A 23,021-nucleotide genomic window follows, 5' to 3' on the forward strand; every position below is an offset into this window, starting at 1 on the left:
ACAGACATGAAACGCCGAGACTTATTAAAAGCACTGGCCTTGCTGCCATCGACTGCCATGCTGGGCATCTCCAGCCAGGTGATGGCTGCACCTGCCACACAAAACCGCCTGCTGCTAGTGTTTTTGCGCGGTGGCTATGATGCCAGTAACCTGCTGATACCCACATCAAGCAATTTCTATTATGAATCACGACCCAATATCGCGATTGCCAGACCAGGCTCAACACCGGATGCAGCTCTCGCCCTGAATGCTGACTGGGGCCTGCACCCGGCCTTGCGCGAGACGATTTACCCGATGTTCCAGCAGGGTGAAGCTGCCTTCATCCCGTTTGCCGGTACCGAAGACCTGACGCGCAGCCATTTTGAAACCCAGGACAGCATAGAAATGGGCCAGCCCTTGAATGGCAGCCGGAATTTCCATTCGGGCTTCATGAATCGTTTGGCCAAGGTGTTGGGCAATAATGGCAAGATGACAGCCATGTCTTTCACCGACCAGTTGCCACTGGCCATGCAGGGTAGCGCCCAAATTGCCAATACGGCGCTGCGCAATGTCAGCAAGAATAATGTGGATCAACGCCAGCGTGACCTGATCCTGCAGATGTATGCCGACACCAGCCTCTCGCAGGCAGTCAAGGACGGTTTTGCCATGCGGGATGAAGTCGCCCGTGAAATGCGGGAAGAAATGAACAGCGCCAACCGCAATGCGATTTCGACCAAGGGTTTTGAACTGGAAGCAGAAAGGATAGCCAGGCTCATGCGTGAGAAATATGCGCTAGGCTTTATTGATGTCGGTGGCTGGGATACCCATGTCAACCAGGGTGGTTCCAGCGGTACCCTGGCAGTCAAGTTTGAAGAACTGGGTCGCGGCCTGGCAGCTTATCGCAAGGAAATGGGTGACAACTGGCGCAATACCACGGTAGTGGTCATCAGCGAGTTTGGCCGCACCTTCCGTGAAAACGGCAAGCACGGCACCGACCATGGCCATGGCAGCGTATATTGGGTATTGGGTGGCGGCATCAAGGGTGGGCAAGTTGCCGGTGAACAGATTGCGCTGGAGGCGGGCAAACTGTTCCAGAACCGTGATTACCCTGTGCTCAACGAATACCGTGCTGTGCTGGGCGGTTTGTTTGGCCGTATCTATGGCCTGAACGCGAACCAGCTTGATCAGGTATTTGCCGGTGTCAAGGCAAGGGATCTGGGTTTGGCGTAGGTAATTCCAGCCCACCATTGCCCTCTGTATGCAGGGGCAGGTCTATATAAAAATGCGTGCCAGTACGCAAAATATCCTGGCCCTCAGCATCATCCTGCACAGTGTCATGCCCGGCATCCTGCGCCATGTAATAGCCTATGTCGCCATGCATTTGCCGTATGATGGCCTGGGATATCGCCAGGCCCAGGCCCGTGCCGCCCTTGGCACGGGTATCTGAAGAATCGGCCTGGGAGAATTTCTGGAACAGGCGGTCGCGGAAGTTCTCGGGTATGCCTGCGCCCTGATCTATCACCTCAATGCGGATGAGATTATCATCTCTGGCCATGCTCAATACCTGTACTACGGCCCCCTCAGGTGAATACTTGCAGGCATTCGACAAGAGATTGGCCATGACTTGCTGGAAACGCCCGGTATCCACCATCACCATGGCTTGCTCCAGCTGGCTGCCAAGTACGATTTCGGTATTCATGCTGTGGGCAAAAGCTTGGTTATTGCCGATGGCTGTTTGCAGCAGGTTTTGCAAGGGCAGGCATTCAAAGACGAAGTCCATCTTGCCAGCTTCGATTTTCTGGATATCGAGCAAGTCATTGATGAGCCTCGTCAGGCTCTCGCTATTCTTGTGCGCCATACCCATCAGAGCAGAAATTTTCTCAGGCACAGTCCCCATGGCGCCTCCCATGATGAGACCCAGTGAACCGCGTATGGCTGTCAGTGGTGTGCGCAGTTCATGGCTGACAGTGGAGATGAATTCGCTCTTCATGCGCTCCATCTTGCGGCGCTCGGAAATGTCCCTGACGATGACAATCAGTTTACGTCTGCCCGCATGGTAATACTCGGTGATCGCCAGTTCAGCCGGGAACAGGCTGCCATCCTTGCGCATGCGTTCAGCCTCGGTACGCAGGCAGCCGGTTTCCAGGAATTCGCGACGGCTCATGGCCAGACCCAGCAAATCAGGCTGGCCTGGTGGCGAAAAGAATTTGCCATTCTTGCCCACCACCTCAATGGCTGGATGTCCGTAGATCGCCACTGCAGCCGGGTTCAAGGCTTCTATCTTACCGGTATCATCAATCATGATGATACCGTCTGCCGCATTCTGAAAGATGGCTTGCAGGCGATCGGATGAATCTTTCAGGGCAATTTGCTGCTCGGTCAGGTTTTTGAGTAAATGCGCCTGGTTACGGTTGATGACTTCAGCCTGTTGCTTGAGTTCCGTCGTGACGACCAGATCCTGCTCGCGTCTTTCCAGCAAATTCACCAGCACACTGAAGGCGGCGACGATGGCCAGTATGCCACTCATGGCGACAATAACGATGCCGGTACTGATTTTGCGCCAGTCAGCCAGATATAAATCTTCATCAACAGAAAAATTGATGATCAGCGGATATTTTTCCAGTGACTGCACGGCAGCCATCCGCGTAACAGATTTACCACCTTCTGACATACGCGGGTTATTGGTGATCAGCACACCTGATTTCTTGTTTTTTTCATGTACCAGTTCATAGGTGCTACCTGTCAGATTACGCATGCCCATGACTTCGCCCCGCTCTGGCCAACGCGCCAGGTAGGTAAAGTCATTGCGTAGCAAGCCTATTGTGGCATGGCCATCAGCACTGAGTTTTTCATAAAACTGAGAATAGAAAGAAGGCGACATGCCGAGGATAACGACGCCGATGAATTCACCATCACTCCCCGTCAGTCTGTGACTGAGAAAAAACATCCATTTGCCGGTGGTCTTGCTGCGTACCGAAGAACTCAAAAAAGTACCCTGTACCGGATTATCGCGCTGGGCGACGAAATAATCACGGTCCGCCAGACTATAGGTAGGGGCGGGGAAATTGCGGGAAGTATTGATGACATTACCATCGACATCGAGCACGGAGATGACTTCGACGGCTGGCGACAATGCTGCCTTTTCACGCAGGAACTGGTGAAAATCGTGTGTCGATAATTTGCCTGACAGATATTCAGCACTGACACTCCAGCGGTCCTGAATGCGCTCGGCAATGCTATCGAGTGCCGTATAGGCAAAATCCATTTGTTGGCTGACGGTCTCTGCCAGCACGACACTGAAGGTTTCAGTCTGCTTTTCCCATTTGCCGATTTCCTGTATGCGCAACATCCAGATAGCAGTCGCTGCGCCGACGATAATGGCCAGCACAAGACTGGCCGCCAGCGCAATGGCTAAACGGCTGGTAGGCAATCCCGCTGGCTTCAATTCATGTCGTCCGGTCACGCTCAAAGCTGATCCTTGTGCTCAAGTCGGGCAAGTTGATAGACCTGTATGTTGCCTGAATTGTTGGAGTTTTGATTTTCAAATAATACTGTAATGTAAATATATTCTATTCCGGCACTCAACAGTGATGATATGTTTTTATATCGACAAGAATGGAAGATATATAGATCCCTGTGCATCAATAACTGCAAACTGTGCAAGTTGGGATCATGCCATAGCATGTGATACGCATCTTCGTTTCATCAAGGCTTGGTTCAGTGCCCTCAATGGACCGTGCCCCGCAATACCGGAACTTGAGCAGTCAGCAGCAAATTTGCAGACGATTTACCACGCTTTCTATCAGGAAACTATTTATTCCTGTTAAAAATATCTGGGAAATGTTACGGTTTTAAGAAAATGCCCCAGAGACGAAGCAACCATGGTTTGCCAGGGGTGTTGCATAAGAAAACTTGGAAAGGGAGCGGGCAAAATGAGAAAAAGCGTTAGTATCAAAGGTCTGGTCATCAGTTTATTGCTCGGCGGCGCACCAGCCTGGGCCGGAGTCACTTCTTGCGAAACGATCAAGGACAAGGTGGCAGCAAAGCTGGAAGCTAAAGGAGTCAACAACTACAGCCTGCAGGTAGTCGCCAAAGACACTGAGACCACACACCGTGTGGTTGGTACCTGCGAAGGGGGCAAGAAGAAAATCATCTACAAGAAGGAAAAGGCTGGCAGCAAGGCCGAAGAATAAGCATTACAGCCCTGCCTTCCAAGCGGATTTGTCCAGCCACCCTGACTGGCAAAGCCGCTTTTTTCTTTTGCGGCTTTACAACGTCCTGATCATGTAACAGGCTGGCCCGACATAAGTGTCCAGCTTTGCCTTTTGCTCTTCATTCAACTCAGTCTGCGCCATGAATCCCTGGTTTTGCCAGTAAGAGCGGGTACTTTGCACTGATACCAGGCAGGCATATTGCCAGCCTTGTGCGCCTGCGTATTCCAGCGCCGAAGCCAGCATGGCGCGCGCCAGCCCTCGCCCGGCCTGTTCAGGTGCAACCGCCATATCATGCAGGTACAGCGCATTGGCTGGCTGGGCGGGCTGAAACTCTTGCCCCAGGGCTGATATCCTCCCATGGCGTGAGGGGTAGGCTGCGAGGTAAGCGACTACCTGATCCCCTTGCTCTACCACCCAGGCGCAAGCCGGTGCTGCCGCCAGGCGGCTGGCCAGTAATGCAGGTGCTTCCACCATGTCGGCTACATAAGCCTGGGTCTGTATATGATAGACAGCCGCCAGATCTGCTGGCTGCATGGTACGTACCAGCATCAACTTATCTCTACTTGATCGCTACTTGAATTCTACTTCGGTGCCTTGGCACTGGCTGAAGCGCTGCTTTCTTCGCCTTTGGGAGTTTCTGATTTCGCCAGTTCGGGTTTGACGACATCGATCTTGTTTTCCCGCATATAGTCGTTCATTTCCTTCCATCCCGCATATACGGCTGAACGGGCAGCATCGGGATTGAGGGCATAGCAATCCTCTATGGCACGGCCAGCATGACGGCAAGCACTGCCTGTGGCACGGGCATCTGATTCGCGCGCTGCGGCATCCCTGGCTGGATCGGGCAAACCCAAACGGTCGCAAGCCGTCAGCGATGTCAGCATCAGCAAAAAAATCCCGGGGAACTTAAAAAATGACATCACGGCACCAAAAAATGAAATGAAAACATACCAGACCTGCCTTTGCAGAATGGTCTAAACGTCGTTGTCGTGCGCAGTTGTCATGCGCAGTTGTCATCATACCCCACTGTATACCTGCACAGAATGGCTTGTTGCTGAAGACAGAGAGGAAAACACCTGCCAATTTTGCGGACGCTGTTCTCCGATGCAAAAACAGACGCGCTCTGCACAAAGGAATTATCATGTAGCAGTTGAGGCATGTTGTTGACGGCAAGAAAGCCATAAACATGAATGTCTTCCTGCAATCTTATCAATTTGATCTCCATGAAACCTGTACGTCCTTATGCCCTGGTGCTTGCCAGCCTGCTACTGTTGAATGCCTGCAGCCCTAAATTTGACTGGCGCGATGCCCGCGGCAACAATGCACCTTTTTCCATCCTGATGCCGGGCAAGCCCTTGAGCGACACCAAGGATCTGCAACTCGAAGGCATCAAGGTGAAAATGGACATGCTGGCCGGTGAAGTAGGCGGCATCAGTTTTGCCGTTGGCAGCAGCAAAGCGGAGGATGCTGGCAAGGCAGGCCAAATCATGGAAGCCATGAAAAAAGGCATGATCAGGAATATTCAGGGAACCCCGGAAACCACCAAAAGCACAGGTGACATGCTGGAAGTGCGCGGCAAGTTGCGCAACGGCCAGCCTGTCATGATGGTGGCCCGCTTTTTGACGCGTGGCCCCTGGGCATATCAAATTATCATGCTGGGTCAGGAAAAAGACATGAAACAGGATGTCATCGACACCTATATGACGTCTTTCAAATCCAGCTGAAGCAACAATCTGAAACGACAAGCCGCCGATTTGGGATTATTATATAAGGACGCGCAGCCAGCCCAGTGCCGCTAGCGCACTGCAGGTGTTTGGCCGCATTATCTCAACACGTCTTAGAAAAAAAGGGAAAAGCCCATGCTGATCACGTTTAAATCCAAAGCTGCTACAGAAATCACCATGTACAAGGAACATGCGCGTCGCATCCTGGAATTGTTGAATAAAGATGTAGATCGCGGCATCATCACGCCGCCTGAACTGCCACACGCCATACAAACCATAGAAGCTGCCGTTGCCGAAAGCAAGGCACATCCAATTTCTGAAGAAGTCAGCCGCGATGTGAATGCACACCACAATGAAAATGGTGATGACAATGACCACGAAGCGCCAGAAACAGTGAGCTTTGCCACCAGGGCCTTCCCAGTGCTTGAAATGCTGCACGCCGCCAACAAGATGCAGCGCGAAGTGATGTGGGGCGTGTAAAGCCATGACTTCCCACGTAGAAAATACCAGGGAATTTGAATTACAGACCAGCGATGGCAAAGCTATCTTTGTACGTGACTGGCCACTTGCAGATGCGCTCATGGAGCAGCCCCGGCAAGGGGTAGTCATCATGCATGGCCTGGGCGAGCACTGTGGCCGCTATGCCCATGTTGCCAGATTCTTCAATGCCCTGGGTTTTGTCGTGCGGACTTATGATCACCGCGGCCATGGTCAGTCTGACGGTGGCAGCGGTGACGTACCAGACTCGATGTGCCTCTTGCGTGATGCCCAGATGGTTATCAGTGACTTTAGCCAGTCACTGGCTGGCCCGCCCATATTATTAGGTCATAGCATGGGCGGCCTGTTCGCTGCCCGCTATGCGCTGGCGCAATTAAGCCCCTTGCGCGCGCTGATTTTATCGTCCCCTGCGCTGGCGATACGCATGTCCAGCCTGCAACATGGCTTGCTGAAAATAGCTTCCAGCCTGATCCCCGGCGTTGGCTTGCCAAATGGCTTGCAAACCCGCTATTTATCCCACGATGGCGAAGTGGTACTGGCCTATCAACATGACGCCCTGGTACATACCCGCCTGAGCGCACGCCTGCTGACCAGCATATTGCAGGCCATGGATTATTGCCATGCCCATGCTGCGGAATTAGGCATCCCCCTGCTGATGATGGTGGCCGAGGACGATCACCTGGTTGATCCTGCCGGAAGCAGGCGCCTCCTGGAAAAACTCGATGCGTCCCGGTTCAGAGAGCATTTTTACGCCGGTTTCTATCACGAGATATTTAATGAGCTCGATGCCACCAGGGTATTCGACGACTTGCGCACCTGGCTGGAACTCCAGCAATTTACCCCTTTGGAACAGATACAAAAAGCCGCCTGAAAGCAGTTTATTTGATGGGGAACATGGAATTGGAAACCAGCCAGGTATGGTTTCGCCCTGAAGAAAACAGATTAAGGCAGCAAGGCTGTTACACTAGCGCCCTTTCGCCATGATCCGGCCTGCCAGTTTTATGGGCAGAATGTGCTGGGGGGCGAATTTATGTTAAATTGCTACAAGGGCAATTTATTGCAGTATTGCGAATCCATCCAATAAAAATATGCAAGATCAACCAAGAAAAACCCTGGGCCGACCAGCCAAACCTGCCCGCAGCACAAATGCAGCGAGTGGTAATGCGAATGGCAGCACTGCGCGCGCAGGTAGTACATCCCGCGACAGCAATAAGCCACAGGTGGAATTTGAGACGGTAGAAGTCAAGGCAGATTCCCTGGCTTTCAGTCTGGTCGGTGCAGCACAGGCAGTGGCCTATGTGCTGGAAGGTACGGCGCTGCCACAGGCATTGACGCGGGTATTTACGCAAACCAATCCTTTGCCGCAAGCCCGTGGCGCGATACAGGATATTGCTTACCGCACCATGCGCCAGGTGGGCCGGGTTGATGCCTTGCTGAAGATCATGACCAACAAGACGCCGGAACCAGCCTTGTTGTATAGCCTGCTGTGTTGCGCTCTGACCTTGCTAGTGGGCAATGAAGGCGATGAAGAAAAAGCCTATGAAGAATTTGTGGTGGTAGATCAGGCAGTAAACGCCGCCACCTCCAGCCCGCACATGGTATTTGCCAAGGGCATGGTGAATGCCGTGTTGCGCCGTTACCTGCGTGAAAAAGAGGAATTATTAAAGCTGGTCATGAAGCAGCCAGCAGCCGCCTGGAATTACCCACAATGGTGGGTAGATCAGTGCAAGACAGCGTATCCACAGGACTGGCAAGCGATCTTGAGCTGCGGCAACCATGCCCCGCCTTTGACTTTGCGGGTTAACCAGCGTGCAAGTACGGTTGCTGCTTATCTGGAATTGCTGGCCAGCCAGCAAATCGGCGCCAGCCAGATCGGTCCATTTGCCGTGCGCCTGGACCGCCCCATGCCCGTATTGAACATCCCCGGCTTTGAAGCGGGTGTGGTGTCGGTACAGGATGCTGCTGCCCAGTTGGCGGCCCCCTTGCTGGATGTCCAGACTGGCATGCGGGTACTCGACGCCTGCGCTGCCCCCGGCGGCAAGACTGGCCATTTGCTGGAATTGGCCGATATTGAACTCACTGCCGTCGATACCGACCCGGCTCGTATCCAGCGCATTCATGAAAACCTGGCGCGTCTGAAGTTATTTGCGACCATCAAGGAAGGTGATGCCACCCGTAATAACTGGTGGGATAGCCAACCGTATGACCGCATCCTGGCTGACGTGCCCTGCACAGCCTCTGGCGTAGTCAGACGTCACCCCGACAGCCGCTGGCTGCGTCGCAAGACGGATGCTGCCCAGTTGGCCGCCTTGTCCGCCCGTATCCTCGATAACCTGTGGCGCATGCTGAAACCAGGTGGCAAGATGCTGATGGTCACCTGCTCAATCTGGCCACTGGAATCGGAAGCCCAGGCAGCCACCTTTGCCACCCGAAACGGCGCAGAACGCCTGGATGCACCAGGTCAATTACTGCCCAGTTTGGGCAATACGTCCGAAAGCAACAACGAACATGATGGTTTGTTCTATGCATTGTTTCAAAAACCACTGCAAAATTAACGAATGCCAACAAGTTCAAGCTATCATTAGCAGACTTTTGTTTCCGTATTGATTGCATGTTCAGACGTTTCGCTTCCCTGCTGCGCCAGCTCTCGCTGACTTTGATGTTGGCGCTGTTGGCAATGGCAGTGGTGCCTGCGGCCCAGGCTGCCGATGTGGAAGTCAAAACAGCCAGGATAGAAGCCAGTGATGAAGGTTACCGACTGGCTGCCAGTTTCTCGCTGGAACTCAGTGACAGCCTGCGCAAGGCTATCCGCGATGGCATCCCGGTATCGTTCACGACCGAGGTAGAGCTGACCCGTTCACGCTGGTATTGGGTGGATGAGAAGGTGGTACGCAGCGAATACCTGGTCAGGATTGCCTATAATGAGTGGACGCAGCAATATACAGTCACCATTAATAATGGCTTGCAACAGAACTTCGCTTCTCTCGATACCGCCCTGAATCTAGTGACACGCCCGAATCGCTGGCTGATTGCCGACAAATCACTGCTTTCCAGTGGTGCTATCTATAACGTTGCCTTGCAATTGCGCATGGGTTTGAGCAAGATCCCCATGCATTTACAAATACCCAGCTTCAATGACAGTCACTGGAGTCAAAAAACCGAGTGGAAGCGTTTTTCCTTCAAGGCTGAAGACAAGTGACAAGATTTTTGCGGTATGCACTGATTATCGGTGGTGCTCTGATGAGCATCCTGCTATTTTTCCTGACCACCGTTTCCGAGAATTCTTCGCGCTTTGAGCGCTACTACGAGTGGTTGCTGGATGCCAATGCCGTGGTTGCCCTGGCCTTGCTGGTACTGGTACTAACGCTGGTATTGCGATTATTCCGCCGTTTCCGTGCACGCGAGTTTGGTTCCAAGCTGATGACAAGGCTAGTGGTCTTGTTTGCCCTGGTGGGTATTTTGCCGGGCAGCGTGATTTACCTGGTGTCGGTACAATTTGTCTCGCGCTCCATCGAATCCTGGTTTGACGTCAAGGTCGAGTCTGCACTCGATTCTGGCAAGAACATGGGCCTGACCGCCCTTGACTTCTTGCTGGCTGACTTGCAATCCAAGGCCAATGACATGGCTTCAGAATTGTCTGATCCGTCTGAAAGCTCGATGTCCATCCATCTGTCGCGCCTGCGTGAACGCATGCAGATACAAGAAGCCACTATCGTCAATAGCAAGGGCCGTCTGATCGCCTCTGCCAACGACAATGTCAGCAGCCTGTTGCCTGAATTGCCGACGACTGAAATGATCAGGCAAGTCAAGCTGTCACGTTATTACGCTGCCAGGGATGAAAAACTGATACAGCCTGCGGTGGATGATCCCGCTGCGGCGCCAGACACGGGCAGCAACGCAGAAACCCGTGGTGCTACCAGACCAGCGCTGGCACCCGAGCCTGCCCGCATCCTGCGCTCGCGTGTGGTAGTGCCGCTGCGCATGACGACGGGCTGGATATCCCTGCAAAATGAAGCCCTGTACCTGCAACTGATACAACCAGTACCTGCCAATCTGGCCATGCATGCCGAAGCCCTGAGCAATGCCTCACGCGAATATCAGGTACGTTCGATAGGCCGGGTGAACCTGAAAAAGATGTACATCATCACCCTGACGCTGACATTATTGCTGGCGATAGTCGCTGCGATTACCAGCGCGTTTTTGATATCAGGCGAACTGGCCAGACCGCTGTTGTTGCTGGCAGAAGGTACCAAGGCGGTGACCGAGGGTAATTTCTCACCTCGCCCTATCGTCACCAGCACCGATGAGCTAGGCAGCCTGACCAAGTCTTTCAACACCATGACCCGGCAATTGTTTGATGCCCGTGCCACGGTAGAAAAAAACCGCAATGAACTGGAAAACGCCAAGGCTTATCTGGAATCGGTACTGGCTAACATGTCTGCCGGTGTGATGGTGCTGGACCAAAATGGCAATCTGGTGACGTGCAATGAATCGGTAGAACGTATCCTGCAGCGCAGGCTGGAAAGCGAAATCAATAAGCCACTCGCCGATATTGATGGTATGCAGGCGTTTGCGTTTGCCATTTCCAAGGCTTTTTCTGAACAGCATGCACAGTCTGCCGCCGGTGGTGAAAACGAACGCGAGCAACACTGGCAACAGCAAATTGAGGTGCCGCGCCCCAATAAAGGCAAGAAAGCTGCAGCGCCAGCAACACCGGGTGAAGCCGTGGTGGCAGAAGATGAACAGAGCATTACCCTGCTTGCGCGTGGCTCTCATTTGCCGGTAGCATCAGGCAGTGGCTATGTGGTGGTGTTCGATGACATCAGCAACATCATTTCTGCCCAGCGCTCCATCGCCTGGGGTGAAGTGGCGCGCCGCCTCGCACATGAAATCAAGAACCCGCTTACACCGATACAGCTATCGGCAGAGCGCCTGCAAATGAAATTACAGGACAAGCTCAGCGACACCGATGTACTGATACTCAACAAGAGCACGACTACCATCGTCAACCAGGTGACATCAATGAAACGTATGGTCGATGACTTCCGCGACTATGCGCGCACGCCACCTGCAGTGTTGATGCCTTTGAATCTGGCCGGACTGATTGATGAAGTGCTGCATCTGTATATCGCCGGCGATGGCCGGGACGCCATCAAACTGACCATGGCAGCGAATTTGCCCAAGGTCATGGGAGACGCTACCCAGATGCGCCAGGTAATTCACAATCTTTTACAAAACGCCCAGGATGCGGTTGCTGACAATACCACTCCCGGTTTTGTAGCACGTATTGATGTCATCACCGATGTAGTGCGCTACACTGGAACTGACCAGATAGCGCACTCTGCAGTACGCCTGTCAATTATCGATAACGGCCCGGGATTTTCCAGCAAAATTCTGGCGCGGGCTTTTGAACCGTATGCCACTTCCAAACCACGCGGCACCGGTCTGGGGCTGGCAATGGTGAAGAAAATCATCGATGAACATGGTGGCAGGATCGATATTCAAAATCGCAGTGATACAAACGGTGCAAAAGTAGCGATTTTGCTGTTAAAGTTAGCACCGGATTCAAATACGGCATAAGTTCGCCGTACTTGCGGTAATAGTTGTGCAGTATTTGTTGCGCAGTAGTTGTTCCGATATTCCCAAAAGAGGAATACGGCTAAAGAGCAGAAGGGGCACTTTGAAATTGTCATTCAACACAAGCACATCGTTTTCACCCGCCAGTATGGGGCAGACTATGTGCAGACTTGAACATCGAACGGTAAGAAGCACCCAAAAAAACATAGAGGCGGTAATAGGGTAGATTTATGGCAAATATATTGGTCGTAGATGATGAAATGGGTATCCGTGAATTGTTGTCTGAAATTCTCGGTGATGAAGGTCATGTGGTTCAACTTGCTGAAAATGCTCAGCAGGCACGTCTTGCCCGGCAAGAAGCCAGGCCGGATCTGGTCTTGCTCGACATCTGGATGCCGGACACGGATGGCGTTACCCTGTTAAAAGAATGGCAGCGTGACGGCTTGCTGACGATGCCGGTGATCATGATGTCAGGTCATGCCACGATAGACACAGCGGTCGAAGCGACCCGGATAGGTGCCTTGAATTTCCTGGAAAAACCCATCGCCCTGCAAAAATTGTTAAAAGCAGTACAGCAAGGCCTGACCCGCAGCACAGAGCCAGCAAAACCGGCGGCACCTGCCTTGCGTGTCATCAGTAATGACAATACTGCCAATGCGGGCATGTCCGGCAGCTTTGGTAGTACCACACCCGCCTATGAAGCCAGACATTTCTCGGCTGCCCAGCCTGTCGCTGCTGCACCGAATAATCAATTCGCCAGCCTGTCATTTGACTTGCCACTGCGTGAAGCCAGGGATGCATTCGAGCGTATTTACTTCGAATACCACCTGAACCGCGAAGGCGGCAGCATGACCAGAGTGGCAGAAAAAACCGGCCTGGAACGCACGCACCTGTACCGCAAACTCAAGCAACTTGGTGTTGAGTCGATGAAATACGCAAAGCGTGGCGAGTGATGTTTAAACATATTAAGCAAAGCGCAATGTGAGTACGGTGTGACCGCAGCAAAAGCGCAATTACACCTGATACATGGCGCGAGTTATACCCAGAGGGAGGCGGCAATTGCAGCCTCCCTTACCCTTTTAGCTGGCAACGGCGCTGCTACAGACAAGAACATCGTCATCCTGGAAGGCTTGCCTGAAGGGCAAGATATCCTGCAAGCCACCGACCTGCTACACGTCAACCGCATTGCCCCCGGTTGTTTTTGCTGCATAGGCAACCTTAGCCTGCGCGTCTCCCTGAACCGCGCCCTCAGGCAAAAACCAGCTAATATATACCTAGGCATCGCCAGTGATGCCCACATGGATAAACTCCTGCTAACACTCCAGGACCCTGCCTACATTAACTTGCTTGAAATCAACAGCACTAGTACGCCGTATTCTTAATCTGCTCAAATCCAGGCGATGCGGAACCGTCAATGCCAGAATAGTGATATTAGACACTAGCTTGTGAACCAATGTTAAGTCGCTAAAGTCCAGACGTTGCCATGCCGTAATACTTCACAGCAGCACAGAATAGCCCTGTATTACAGGTTACGGGAGGAAGCGTCCCAGAGTAAGCGTAGCGAGCGGTGCTAGTTTGGGCCGGGAAGCACAGACGTACGAATGTACGGCGAGCATCACAAGTTCAAAACCGCTCCGCGCAATAGCTTAATCCGGGCTATTCTTGAAATTCGCTGTCTTTGCATCAATGTAAGCACCATAACGGTTAACCTGGAGGCATCCTCCTCCAGCCAGAAAGGATGCATAAAATGAATATTATTTACAACAGCGATCAATATAGCGTCATCGAGTATGGCGCAGATACTGACCACGAAGCCCTGCGCTTTGGTGGTTATGAAATTACCGACAAGGCAGTGCGCCGTGAATGGTTTATTGGTGGCCCCTTGGCGATCAATTTCCGCAAGGACGTGACTGAACTCATCGCCAATGAACCCAGCATAGAAGAAATCGATGATTTCCTTGGCCAGTTTGATGGCTACATGGGTCAAAGCGTTTTATTGCATTAATTTGTACGTCACAGGCATAACGCATCAATGCTTAATCAACGAAGACGATACGGCTAAAAATACAGGCGATGGCTATAGCTATCGCCTGTATTTCTCAGTTACCACGTACTAGCAATAATAAGTCAGTATCCTGACTAGCTCGCCAGCAGCACTTTGCGGTCATCCTGATACCGACTGTGCAAATCTCAAACAAATCAAGCGCAGCTCAACACCGATATGCGGCACTCTATACAGAACATCACTTGCTTTTGATATGCTGACAGAAACACAGTGATATCTTCGTCGTATCATTGCTATTCTCTTATCCGGCATTATCCCTATCAGGTTCAAGACTATGAGTACTCAATTGCACGACTTTATCCGTGGCCTGCCAAAGGCAGAATTGCATTTGCATATAGAAGGTTCACTGGAACCTGAGTTGATGTTTGCACTCGCGCAAAAAAATGGCGTGCAGTTGCCATATGCCAGTGTGGAAGAGGTACGCACGGCCTATGACTTTGCAGACTTGCAGTCTTTCCTGGATCTGTATTATGCCGGTGCTGCCGTACTGCAAAACGAACAGGATTTTTTTGACCTGACGCATGCCTATATAGAACGCGCCCTGGCTGACAATGTGCGCCATGTGGAACTATTCTTTGACCCGCAAACCCATACTGCACGCGGCATACACATCAACACCGTTTTTTCTGGCATCGCCCGCGCCTTGCGTGAAGCGCGTACCAAACACGGTTTTTCTGGTGCAATGATCTTGTGCTTCCTGCGTCACCTCAGTGAAGAAGATGCGATTGCCACGCTGGAAGCAGCCCTGCCCTTGCGCGATGAATATGCGGACCTGTGGACAGGTGTGGGTCTGGATTCTGCCGAAGTCGGCAACCCGCCAGAGAAATTTTCCCATGTGTTCACGATAGCGCAAGCCATGGGGTTTCGCCTGGTGGCACATGCTGGTGAAGAAGGCCCGCCCGCCTATATCCATAGTGCGCTGGATGTCTTGCAAGTTGAACGCATAGACCACGGCGTACGAGCAGAAGAAGACCCGGCCCTCATGGCCAGGTTGCAACAAAGTCGCATGCCGCTGACGGTATGCCCGCTGTCGAATCTGAAGTTGTGCGTGGTCAAGGATATGCGCGAACACAACTTGGCGCGCATGCTGCGCGCGGGTTTGTGCGTAACCATCAATTCAGATGACCCGGCTTATTTCGGTGGCTATATGAATGCGAATTACATCGCCACTGCCGATGCGCTGGAACTGGGCAAGGAAGAATTAGTGCAACTGGCACGCAATGCCTTTGAAGCCTCGTTTGTCACAACGGAACAAAAACAGGTCTGGCTCGATGAGCTGGATGCTTATGCAGCAACTCATTGATCTGAATCTCGCCCTTAAATCTCGCTTTTAAATCACATCCTCAAATCACATTCTTTTCGAGCAGCGGCCTGCCATCAAGCAGGCGCTGTGCAGACAAGGGCGATAAATCCAGGCTGCTGTAAGCGCCGTCTATCAATAGCTCTGCAATACCGCGCCCGGTAGCGGGTGCGTGTTGCATGCCATGGCCACTAAAGCCATTCGCCAGTATCAGGTTCGCTAATTGCGGGTGTGCGCCGATGACGGCATTCTGGTCAAAGATATTGTATTCATAATAGCCAGCCCAGGCTCTTTGCAGGCGCAAGGCTTCAAAAGCAGGAACACGATTTGCCATGATCTGCCATACCGCATTGAACTGTTCGTAGTCTGCTTCCAGCGGTACATTATCGGGATCATCGAGCGGCGGCAAGCCACATATCCAGTGCTGCCCCTCTGGCCGCAACCATAAACCAGATGGATCTATGATGAGCGGACAAGACGGTGTCTGCGCCGGGCTGGAGACCACGAACACCGTGCGCTTGCGGCCAACCACAGGCAAATCAAAACCGGTACCCGCCAATAAAGGCCGCGCCCAGGCACCGGTGGCATTGACGGCAACATCACATTGAACGACAGAACCATCCTGCAAACGTACGCTGCTTACTCTGCCCTTATCATGCTCAAAACCTTGTGCATCCAACTGCAAATAACTGACACCCAGGCTGCGCGCCTTGCGGCGAAATGCCATCAGCAAGGCATAGCCATCAAACCAGCCTTCACCACTAAGGCCGAGCGAACCCAATGCCAGATCATCGACATTCAACCACGGGAATTTCTGCTTCAATGCATCTTGAGCCAGCAGAGCGACATCAACATTTTCATGTTTTTGTATCTCATGATTTTCACGCAAAGTATCCGCACCAGCATCGCTGGCAAGATACAGGTAACCATGTTCGCTGAGGCCAAGTTCCGGCAACTCGCCATCAACTGCAAGGTGCCGATGCAGGTTGCGCAGGAAAGCGATGCCGAATTGCGACATCTGTATATTCAGCGGCGTGCTGAATTGCTGGCGTATGGAACTGGCAGACAGGGCAGATGAAGCGTGGGTATAAGTAGGGTCGCGTTCCAGCACGGTGATCCTGCCCTGGAAACGGGGATGCACGGCTAAAAAGTAGGCCACCGCGCTACCGATGACGCCACCACCAACGATCACTACATGTCTGTTATCCATTGTCGTCCTTATGCCATCTAGAATCTCAATCCAAACCTGCGCCGGTAATCCTTGGGCGTCACTTGCGCCCATTGCTTGAAGATTTTACTGAAGCTCGACACATCTTCATAACCGCAACGCGCCGTAATATCTTCCAGCGACAGGCGCGTGGTTTCCAGCAAGGCCTTGGCACGCTCCACCCTTAATTGTTGCACATAGTGGATAGGGCTGAGATTCATCGATTCCTGGAAACGCCTGAGCAAAGTCCGCTGACTGACATTGCAATAGCTGGCCAGGTCAGCCATTGCCCATTGCTGGTCCAGATGTTTATTCAGCCAGCGCCGGGCACGTTCTATCACCGCATGACCCTGGTCCTGCATGATGGCCTTGGCGACATAAGGTGCCTGACTATTTCTATTGGCATCGACCACCAGTATCTTGGCCGTCATCTGGCGCAATTCTTCCCCGGCAAAATGGCCCACCAGCCATAGCGACAAATCAATATACGAAGTCACGCCGCCAGAAGATACCAGTTGGCCATCCACCACGATGAGCTCTTCCGCCTCCAGTAAAACCTGCGGGAAATTTTTGCGAAAATAAGCGCTGAGCCACCAGCTAGTCGTGGCGCGGCGGCCATCAAGCTTGCCCGTCCTGGCTAGCAGGCTGGTGCTGGAACAACTGGAAATCAGCAGACTATCTTGCTGCAAATAACTTTCCATCAAAGTCTGCTCAGGTACCAGCGCATCAAGCAAGCCATCAAGCTGGCTGCTATCCCTGTGATCCACTCCTGGCACCATAAGGGCATCAAGCTTTTGCTTATAAATATCGTGTGTCTGAAAATGCAGACCACCTACTTCTTGCAAGATATCACCACGGGCGCTGACCCAGAAGGCGTCAAATTGCACAGGCTTGCTACCCGCAGGACGTATGCCTGCCAGGGTATTGGCAATGGTAAATACATCCATGGGCATCACTGCCCCGCTGCGCAGGCAGCCGGGATAGACCAGTACGCCTATGCGTATGATTCCTTCATTTGTTGTCTTCATTATCATTTGGCTGCCTTGTCCAATTTTTACCGCCTGTCCAATAAACACCTTTTTTTGTCGATTCAGCCAATGGTAGTACTTTTCTGCACACTGCACAATGAAGTCTCTTACAACAGACAAGGAGTACCACATGCCCTACGTGCAAATCAATACGATTAAAGGAATGCTGAACACGGATCAGAAACAGCGCCTGCTGGAAAAAATTGCCGACGCCCTGGTAGAAATTGAAGGCGGCGGTAACCCGGAATTCAAGAAATCCATCTGGATCAATATTCAGGAAAGCGAGGCAGAAGCCTGGTCCATGAGTGGCTTGCGTCCCTCAAGCCAGCAAATCACGCAATTTGCGACCGCCAGGGATCTGCGCGACGGCAAGCAAGACGCAGAGAGGGCAACATGATGAGCTACCCCGCCCTGTCCAGCTTTGTTCTAGCCTTGCTGGCACTATTCCTCAAAGCCAGTCTGCTGAGTGGCGTACAGATCATCAGCCGCGTGCGCAGCCGTCGCTACCTTTTGCCTGAAGACGCAGGCATGGTCGGTCTTCGCCCGGTGGAAGCAGAGGCCGATCTGGTACAACGCTGCGCCCGCGTCTGGCGCAACGATGTAGAAAACCTGCCGCTCTTCCTGGCCCTGGCACTGACTTACACCTTGCTCGGTGGCGGCCTGTCCAGCGCCAACTGGCTGTTTGGCAGCTATGTGCTGATACGCTATCTGCACACTATCGTCTATCTGCGTGGCCTGCAACCCTGGCGGGCAATGCTGTATCTGTCTGGCATGGCGGTGTGCTGGGTAATCGCCATCAGAATACTTCTGCAAATGCATCTGTAACGCAGTATGCTGTTACCTTTGATTCGCTGACTCAGTTTATTTTTTTGGGGGGAGCAAATGGCTTTCATCGGTCCGGATGTCACACTCGACAATCCCGCCTATATCCATGACACGGCGCAACTATATGGCAAGATCAGCGTGGGGCAAAATGCCTCGGTCTGGATGAATGTGGTTGCGAGGTCTGAGCATAAGGAAATAATCATTGGTGCCTATACCAATATCCAGGATTTTGTCATGCTGCATATCGGTGACCAGACGCCTACCATCATAGGCAGCCATTGCTCCATTACTCACCATTGCACCATCCATGGCTGCACCATAGGTGATAACTGTCTGATAGGTATCAATTCCACCATCATGGATGGCTGCGTGATCGGCAATAACTGCATTATTGCGGGCCATACTTTTCTGAAAGAAGGTACTGTCATTCCTGACAATTCCATCGTCATGGGCACACCAGGCAAGGTCATCCGCACGCAAAACAATTATGTGCGCAACCGCCTGAATGCCTATATGTATTACAAGAATGGTCTGGCTTATGCGCGTGGTGAATACAGGGAATGGGCGAGGGAAGAATTCCCTACAGAAATCATGGCAGAAATTGCCATACTGAATGCCCAGCTTACTGCTGGCGAATGACAATTTAAGTTAAAAGTTGACAACAAACTTAAGATAGGACTAGCCCGGGATTGACATGCTCACGGCAAATATACACACTGAAACTTCTGGAGCATGACGAACATCTTTAGCATTAACATGCGCTATCTCAGTTTGAACCGAAAGGGCAGCCATGGCGAATACCCTGAGCAAATTCTTCAACCGCCTGTTCGGTGCTGAACAGCCCGAGCCTGCCAGCAGCCAGCCCAAATCTGCGCCTGTGATGGAGATTGTGGCGGCTCCCAAAGCACCTGAGCCGGTCGTGGTGATCAACCCTGAGGCGGTGGCATTCGCTGCGGCCAATCAGGCTGAAGCCGCATCGCCCCCAGTACCTGCGCCAGAAATGCCGGCCAGCAGCCCTGTTGCAGAAAAACTGATTGCCTGGAAACCTGCCCTGCCAGTGGACAGCCTGTTCTTTGACTGGGTCATGGGCTATCCCGGTGAAGGTGGAAGCATAGAGACCGAACAAGTTGTCATGCAAGCACTCTACAAATTGTTGGCATCTGACCTGAATGACGCAGTCATCGTGCCGCGCGTGCCCAGCGTCATCCCGCAATTGCTCAACAGTCTGCGCAACAAGACCATCTCGGCTGGTGAATTGTCACGCCAGATCGTCAAGGATGTGGTATTGGTAGGCGAAGTCATCAATACCGTCAATAGCGCTCTGTATAACCCGGCTGACCGTATCAACAGTCTGGAAAAAGCCGTCATGATGCTGGGTGAAGAAGGCTTGCGGCTGGTGATTGCCAAAGTCGCCTTCCGCCCCATCATCAACCTCAATGCCGGGCAATTCACCCGCCGGGCGGCGCCGCACATCTGGGCACAATCAGAAAAATGCGCTGTTGCCTGCCATACCCTGGCCCGAGATATTGATCCCTTCCATGCATTTCTGACTGGCTTGATGAAAAATGTCGGTCTCATCATCGCCTTTCGTCTGCTGGACCAGACGTGTGAGCATGGCAAATTCAAATATTCACCTGCATTCCAGCCTATCTTCTCGTCCGTCGCCGCTACCTTGTCTTACCGCATCGCCCAGCGATGGGAATTTCCTGAACATGTGATCCTGGCGCTGCAACAGCAGGCGGGTGGCCGCAAAGCCGTAGAATGGAGCCCACTGGGCCATTTGCTGCACACTGCTGACCTCATCGCCAAAATGCGTTTGCTCGTCAACCACGGACAATTGAACAGCACCGACAAAAAGCTCAGGGTGGGCCTAAACCACACTGAAATCAGTTGCTTTGATCATTTGAATGAAATCCAGTTATATGACACAACAGGGGTACAGCAACATCCTGAAGCACAAACTTAATTGCGCCAGGGTGTGAGTTGAGTGTGGGACAATAGCGCTGATGGCAAAGCGTGCCCCACCTACTAAAGAAAACTCACCATGAACATCCCCGGACTTGGACCAGTAGAAAACGATGAAGAAAATGGCTGGTACATCAGCCAGCCCGTACTCATCCCAGCCTTGCAGGAACAGGAATATGAATTCCTGCTCGAGGGCTATGATGAAGCCGATGATGCCAGCAAGGCAGACTTTCACAATGCCATCGCTAACTTCATCAAGCTCGATCCTGCCGTCCTGAAGAAGGCAGAGGCTGATATTTATGCCTATTATCAGGACACAGCCAACTACCGCAAATCAGAAAAGCTCAATGTTGTGCAGATAGCCCAGCCAGCCGACGTCTGGCAGCATATCCAGTATGGCTATGAAGCCTTGGTAAGCCAGCGTCCGAATGGCGACAAGACGGTGTATGTTTCAGTGGAATGTGATTGCGACTGGGATGAAGAAAATGGCTTGCAACTGGTTTTCCGTAATGGCACAGAAATCAGCAAGCTAGGCCCTTTTGATGACTACCTCAGCAATGCCGATGCCTTTGGTGAAGCCAGTCTTGATAAAGTGGTATATCAAAGCCGGGGCTGATGACGATAATTGAGATCAAACCCAAAAAATGGAGATCAATCCTTAGGCTTGGATGATTTTTCCGAAACCGATATGCTGTCCCAATTGATCTGGGATGGTTTATCGGAAGCGGGTGGGGCGTGGCATTACAAGAAGAACTGCCTGGCGCAATTGCTGGTAACACCTGAACTTGCTTACGATTACCTGCCACCCCCAGATTCAGAATTTCCAGCCCCGCCTTGTTTCTGTCTTTGCGCAAAGAGGCTTTATATTGAAGCCTCTGTCAAAGGCAATACGACCGTGAAGGTAGAACCTTCATCAACCACGCTTTCCACCCTGACAAATCCCCCATGTGATTCTGCCAGTTGCCGGGTGATATACAAGCCCAGTCCCAGGCCGCCAGAGGAATCGGAATTCAGGGCACGCTCAAACGGCGCAAAAATACGTTGCAGGTTTTCATCCGAAATACCTATCCCCCTGTCCTGCACCCGGATATGCACGCTATCGGCCTTCACCACGCCAGACACGGTAATCGGTTTTTGGGCACCATAGCGTAAAGCGTTGGTCAGCAGGTTGATCAACATTTGCTCGATGCGGAACTGGTCCCACATGCCAGTCACAGGCTCTATGGTTTCCAGCTCTATGGTGCTGCCACTCGATACTGCCTGGGCACTCAGGTCATTCACGACACGCTGCAGCAAACTGGACAGCTCAGTAGGCTGGCGGCGTATGGATAGCTGGCCACTCCTGATACGTGATACATCCAGCATGTCATCAATCAGGCGTACCATGCTTTCAATCTGGCGGCGGTCACGCTCCACCATTTTGCGCAGGTTGCCTTCATTAAAAAAATCAGTGTTGCTGCGGTCCAGTTGCAGTGTGCGTAACTGCGTTTCTAGAAACAGGGTATTCAGGGGTGTGCGTAGTTCATGCGCAACCATGGACATGAAATCATCCCGCATGCGCACAGCGCGCTGCAATTCTTCCTGCGCAAAATGCAGTTCTTTCAACAATACTTCCTGTTGTGCCCGGCTAATTTCCAGTGCCAGCACTTGTTTGCGGCTTTCATTACGTTGCTGATACAGGGCGACGAACACATTTACCTTGCTCCTTACTGCATGAATATCCAGAGGTTTGTGCAAAAAATCTACCGCACCTGTTTCATAACCCTTGAAGGCATAATTGAGTTCCTTACCCGCTGCACTGACAAAGACGATGGGGATATGCCGCGTTTTTTCTGTACCGCGCATCATTTCCGCCAGTTCAAAACCATTCATGTCCGGCATTTGCACATCCAGTATGGCCATGGCAAATTCATGCTCCAGCAATAATGCCAAAGCCTGGTCACCGGATGCAGCCTGGAAAATCTGGCGACCTTCATGGCGGATAATCGCCTCCAGCGCCTGCAGGTTTTCTGGCTTGTCATCAACGATCAAAAGTTTTGTTATGGTGTTCGTGTTCATACCGTGGTTTTCAATCTTAATAACAACTGATGAATCTCATGCAAGGGCAGTATCAAATCAGGCTGCATTTGCGCTAGGGCGGCATTCGGCATGGTGGCGACCTGGGCCTCAGCGGGATCCTGGACTACCGTTAATCCCCCATGATTTGCAATACAACTCAAGCCGTAAGCCCCGTCCTGGTTTGCACCTGTCAGCAATATACCCACCAGGTGCCTGCCATAGACATACGCGGCAGACTCCATCAGGATATCAATTGAAGGGCGCGAAAAAAATACTGGCGCTTCACAACTCAAGGAAAAACTATCATCTGTTTCTATCGACAAATGATACCCGGCACTGGCAAAATAAATCGTGCCAGCGCTGATGATATCCTTATCGCGCGCCTCACAGACGGGCAATTTTACAAAATGTGCGAACAGTTCAACCAATTTGCTTTCACGGTTTTCTGGCAAATGCAGCAAGACAATAATAGGTAAACCATAATTTGCTGGTAAACCCGTCAATATGTCTTGCAATGCACTGATGCCCCCCGCCGAGGCCCCTATCACGATTGCTTTTTTTATGTCTGCGTCGGGCATGGT

The 23,021-nt window shown here is 52.1% G+C and carries 24 protein-coding genes; 17 read left to right on the top strand and 7 right to left on the bottom strand.

All coding sequences use genetic code 11. The annotated features are described in order from the left end of the window. Positions 1–6: 6 nt before the first annotated feature. Positions 7–1,209, top strand: a complete 1,203-nt coding sequence (locus ACO0LG_RS04765) for a DUF1501 domain-containing protein (protein ID WP_423023849.1) — start codon at positions 7–9, stop codon at positions 1,207–1,209. Here the strand turns inward: ACO0LG_RS04765 and ACO0LG_RS04770 are convergent. After that, the gene (locus ACO0LG_RS04770) at positions 1,181–3,442 is read right to left on the bottom strand and encodes an ATP-binding protein (protein ID WP_423023851.1); all 2,262 of its coding nucleotides are present in this window, start codon (positions 3,440–3,442) and stop codon (positions 1,181–1,183) included. The two genes, ACO0LG_RS04765 and ACO0LG_RS04770, sit on opposite strands and share 29 nt — an antisense overlap. Before the next feature lie 469 nt (positions 3,443–3,911). On the opposite strand from ACO0LG_RS04770, the gene ACO0LG_RS04775 reads away from it, so the two are divergent. Continuing rightward, entirely contained in the window at positions 3,912–4,172 is a 261-nt protein-coding gene (locus tag ACO0LG_RS04775) for a DUF1161 domain-containing protein (protein ID WP_423023853.1), read from the top strand. Positions 4,173–4,247: 75 nt separating this feature from the next. Here the strand turns inward: ACO0LG_RS04775 and ACO0LG_RS04780 are convergent, their stop codons facing one another. Continuing rightward, entirely contained in the window at positions 4,248–4,742 is a 495-nt protein-coding gene (locus ACO0LG_RS04780; protein WP_423023855.1) for a GNAT family N-acetyltransferase, read from the bottom strand. A 32-nt stretch (positions 4,743–4,774) separates the two neighbouring features. Next, positions 4,775–5,113, bottom strand: coding sequence for a hypothetical protein (locus ACO0LG_RS04785; RefSeq protein ID WP_423023857.1), 339 nt, complete (start codon positions 5,111–5,113; stop codon positions 4,775–4,777). 303 nt (positions 5,114–5,416) lie between these two features. Here ACO0LG_RS04785 and ACO0LG_RS04790 point away from each other — a divergent pair, with 303 nt between their 5' ends. From ACO0LG_RS04790 to ACO0LG_RS04835, 10 genes are all read left to right on the top strand, one after another. Beyond that, the gene (locus tag ACO0LG_RS04790) at positions 5,417–5,917 is read left to right on the top strand and encodes a hypothetical protein (RefSeq protein ID WP_423023859.1); all 501 of its coding nucleotides are present in this window, start codon (positions 5,417–5,419) and stop codon (positions 5,915–5,917) included. A 135-nt stretch (positions 5,918–6,052) separates the two neighbouring features. After that, positions 6,053–6,397 (top strand): DUF1840 domain-containing protein, encoded by a 345-nt coding sequence (locus ACO0LG_RS04795; protein WP_422949292.1) that lies wholly within the window; start codon positions 6,053–6,055, stop codon positions 6,395–6,397. A 4-nt stretch (positions 6,398–6,401) separates the two neighbouring features. Beyond that, a complete protein-coding gene (locus ACO0LG_RS04800; protein WP_423023861.1) occupies positions 6,402–7,286 on the top strand; it encodes a lysophospholipase in 885 nt (294 codons plus the stop codon). Positions 7,287–7,503: 217 nt separating this feature from the next. Further along, entirely contained in the window at positions 7,504–8,970 is a 1,467-nt protein-coding gene (gene rsmB / locus ACO0LG_RS04805; RefSeq protein ID WP_423023863.1) for a 16S rRNA (cytosine(967)-C(5))-methyltransferase RsmB, read from the top strand. Positions 8,971–9,026: 56 nt separating this feature from the next. After that, the gene (locus tag ACO0LG_RS04810; RefSeq protein ID WP_423023865.1) at positions 9,027–9,614 is read left to right on the top strand and encodes a DUF4390 domain-containing protein; all 588 of its coding nucleotides are present in this window, start codon (positions 9,027–9,029) and stop codon (positions 9,612–9,614) included. Next, complete coding sequence (locus tag ACO0LG_RS04815) at positions 9,611–11,995, top strand: sensor histidine kinase (RefSeq protein WP_423023867.1); 2,385 nt, start codon at positions 9,611–9,613, stop codon at positions 11,993–11,995. Before ACO0LG_RS04810 ends, ACO0LG_RS04815 begins: the two co-directional genes overlap by 4 nt. 227 nt (positions 11,996–12,222) lie before the next feature. Continuing rightward, positions 12,223–12,945 carry a response regulator gene (locus ACO0LG_RS04820; RefSeq protein WP_423023869.1) on the top strand — a complete coding sequence of 241 codons (723 nt, stop codon included), beginning with the start codon at positions 12,223–12,225 and terminating at the stop codon, positions 12,943–12,945. A gap of 39 nt (positions 12,946–12,984) precedes the next feature. Continuing rightward, positions 12,985–13,374: a GTPase gene (locus ACO0LG_RS04825; protein WP_423023871.1), complete on the top strand. Its 390-nt coding sequence runs from the start codon at positions 12,985–12,987 to the stop codon at positions 13,372–13,374. Between the two features lie 365 nt (positions 13,375–13,739). Beyond that, entirely contained in the window at positions 13,740–13,997 is a 258-nt protein-coding gene (locus ACO0LG_RS04830; RefSeq protein WP_422949299.1) for a BTH_I0359 family protein, read from the top strand. A 334-nt stretch (positions 13,998–14,331) separates the two neighbouring features. Further along, positions 14,332–15,360, top strand: coding sequence for an adenosine deaminase (locus ACO0LG_RS04835; protein WP_423023873.1), 1,029 nt, complete (start codon positions 14,332–14,334; stop codon positions 15,358–15,360). Positions 15,361–15,400: 40 nt separating this feature from the next. On the opposite strand, the gene ACO0LG_RS04840 is transcribed toward ACO0LG_RS04835, so the two are convergent. Then, positions 15,401–16,567, bottom strand: coding sequence for an NAD(P)/FAD-dependent oxidoreductase (locus ACO0LG_RS04840; protein WP_423023875.1), 1,167 nt, complete (start codon positions 16,565–16,567; stop codon positions 15,401–15,403). A gap of 17 nt (positions 16,568–16,584) precedes the next feature. Further along, positions 16,585–17,592 carry a GlxA family transcriptional regulator gene (locus tag ACO0LG_RS04845; protein ID WP_423023876.1) on the bottom strand — a complete coding sequence of 336 codons (1,008 nt, stop codon included), beginning with the start codon at positions 17,590–17,592 and terminating at the stop codon, positions 16,585–16,587. Positions 17,593–17,722: 130 nt separating this feature from the next. Between ACO0LG_RS04845 and ACO0LG_RS04850 the strand changes: the two genes are divergently transcribed. The 5 genes from ACO0LG_RS04850 (at position 17,723) to ACO0LG_RS04870 (ending at position 20,998) form a co-directional block, all read left to right on the top strand. Continuing rightward, the gene (locus tag ACO0LG_RS04850) at positions 17,723–17,989 is read left to right on the top strand and encodes a tautomerase family protein (RefSeq protein WP_423023877.1); all 267 of its coding nucleotides are present in this window, start codon (positions 17,723–17,725) and stop codon (positions 17,987–17,989) included. Beyond that, positions 17,986–18,417, top strand: coding sequence for an MAPEG family protein (locus ACO0LG_RS04855; RefSeq protein ID WP_423023879.1), 432 nt, complete (start codon positions 17,986–17,988; stop codon positions 18,415–18,417). Before ACO0LG_RS04850 ends, ACO0LG_RS04855 begins: the two co-directional genes overlap by 4 nt. Before the next feature lie 57 nt (positions 18,418–18,474). After that, positions 18,475–19,056 carry a gamma carbonic anhydrase family protein gene (locus tag ACO0LG_RS04860; protein WP_423023881.1) on the top strand — a complete coding sequence of 194 codons (582 nt, stop codon included), beginning with the start codon at positions 18,475–18,477 and terminating at the stop codon, positions 19,054–19,056. Positions 19,057–19,207: 151 nt separating this feature from the next. After that, positions 19,208–20,383, top strand: coding sequence for an HDOD domain-containing protein (locus ACO0LG_RS04865; protein WP_423023883.1), 1,176 nt, complete (start codon positions 19,208–19,210; stop codon positions 20,381–20,383). Positions 20,384–20,461: 78 nt separating this feature from the next. Next, positions 20,462–20,998, top strand: coding sequence for a DUF6985 domain-containing protein (locus ACO0LG_RS04870; RefSeq protein ID WP_423023885.1), 537 nt, complete (start codon positions 20,462–20,464; stop codon positions 20,996–20,998). A gap of 245 nt (positions 20,999–21,243) precedes the next feature. On the opposite strand, the gene ACO0LG_RS04875 is transcribed toward ACO0LG_RS04870, so the two are convergent. Continuing rightward, complete coding sequence (locus tag ACO0LG_RS04875; protein WP_423023887.1) at positions 21,244–22,440, bottom strand: hybrid sensor histidine kinase/response regulator; 1,197 nt, start codon at positions 22,438–22,440, stop codon at positions 21,244–21,246. Then, entirely contained in the window at positions 22,437–23,018 is a 582-nt protein-coding gene (locus ACO0LG_RS04880) for a chemotaxis protein CheB (RefSeq protein WP_423023889.1), read from the bottom strand. Before ACO0LG_RS04880 ends, ACO0LG_RS04875 begins: the two co-directional genes overlap by 4 nt. Between the last annotated feature and the right edge of the window lie 3 nt (positions 23,019–23,021).

The organism is Undibacterium sp. Ji42W (assembly GCF_049340405.1).
Classification (GTDB): domain Bacteria; phylum Pseudomonadota; class Gammaproteobacteria; order Burkholderiales; family Burkholderiaceae_D; genus Undibacterium.

Coding starts and splice junctions, on each gene's coding strand:
- ACO0LG_RS04765 (WP_423023849.1), top strand. CDS start 7: ATGAAACGCCGAGACTTATTAAAAGCACTGGCCTTGCTGCCATCGACT.
- ACO0LG_RS04775 (WP_423023853.1), top strand. CDS start 3,912: ATGAGAAAAAGCGTTAGTATCAAAGGTCTGGTCATCAGTTTATTGCTC.
- ACO0LG_RS04780 (WP_423023855.1), bottom strand. CDS start 4,742: ATGCTGGTACGTACCATGCAGCCAGCAGATCTGGCGGCTGTCTATCAT.
- ACO0LG_RS04785 (WP_423023857.1), bottom strand. CDS start 5,113: ATGTCATTTTTTAAGTTCCCCGGGATTTTTTTGCTGATGCTGACATCG.
- ACO0LG_RS04790 (WP_423023859.1), top strand. CDS start 5,417: ATGAAACCTGTACGTCCTTATGCCCTGGTGCTTGCCAGCCTGCTACTG.
- ACO0LG_RS04795 (WP_422949292.1), top strand. CDS start 6,053: ATGCTGATCACGTTTAAATCCAAAGCTGCTACAGAAATCACCATGTAC.
- ACO0LG_RS04800 (WP_423023861.1), top strand. CDS start 6,402: ATGACTTCCCACGTAGAAAATACCAGGGAATTTGAATTACAGACCAGC.
- rsmB (WP_423023863.1), top strand. CDS start 7,504: ATGCAAGATCAACCAAGAAAAACCCTGGGCCGACCAGCCAAACCTGCC.
- ACO0LG_RS04810 (WP_423023865.1), top strand. CDS start 9,027: ATGTTCAGACGTTTCGCTTCCCTGCTGCGCCAGCTCTCGCTGACTTTG.
- ACO0LG_RS04820 (WP_423023869.1), top strand. CDS start 12,223: ATGGCAAATATATTGGTCGTAGATGATGAAATGGGTATCCGTGAATTG.
- ACO0LG_RS04830 (WP_422949299.1), top strand. CDS start 13,740: ATGAATATTATTTACAACAGCGATCAATATAGCGTCATCGAGTATGGC.
- ACO0LG_RS04835 (WP_423023873.1), top strand. CDS start 14,332: ATGAGTACTCAATTGCACGACTTTATCCGTGGCCTGCCAAAGGCAGAA.
- ACO0LG_RS04840 (WP_423023875.1), bottom strand. CDS start 16,567: ATGGATAACAGACATGTAGTGATCGTTGGTGGTGGCGTCATCGGTAGC.
- ACO0LG_RS04845 (WP_423023876.1), bottom strand. CDS start 17,592: ATGAAGACAACAAATGAAGGAATCATACGCATAGGCGTACTGGTCTAT.
- ACO0LG_RS04850 (WP_423023877.1), top strand. CDS start 17,723: ATGCCCTACGTGCAAATCAATACGATTAAAGGAATGCTGAACACGGAT.
- ACO0LG_RS04855 (WP_423023879.1), top strand. CDS start 17,986: ATGATGAGCTACCCCGCCCTGTCCAGCTTTGTTCTAGCCTTGCTGGCA.
- ACO0LG_RS04860 (WP_423023881.1), top strand. CDS start 18,475: ATGGCTTTCATCGGTCCGGATGTCACACTCGACAATCCCGCCTATATC.
- ACO0LG_RS04865 (WP_423023883.1), top strand. CDS start 19,208: ATGGCGAATACCCTGAGCAAATTCTTCAACCGCCTGTTCGGTGCTGAA.
- ACO0LG_RS04870 (WP_423023885.1), top strand. CDS start 20,462: ATGAACATCCCCGGACTTGGACCAGTAGAAAACGATGAAGAAAATGGC.
- ACO0LG_RS04875 (WP_423023887.1), bottom strand. CDS start 22,440: ATGAACACGAACACCATAACAAAACTTTTGATCGTTGATGACAAGCCA.
- ACO0LG_RS04880 (WP_423023889.1), bottom strand. CDS start 23,018: ATGCCCGACGCAGACATAAAAAAAGCAATCGTGATAGGGGCCTCGGCG.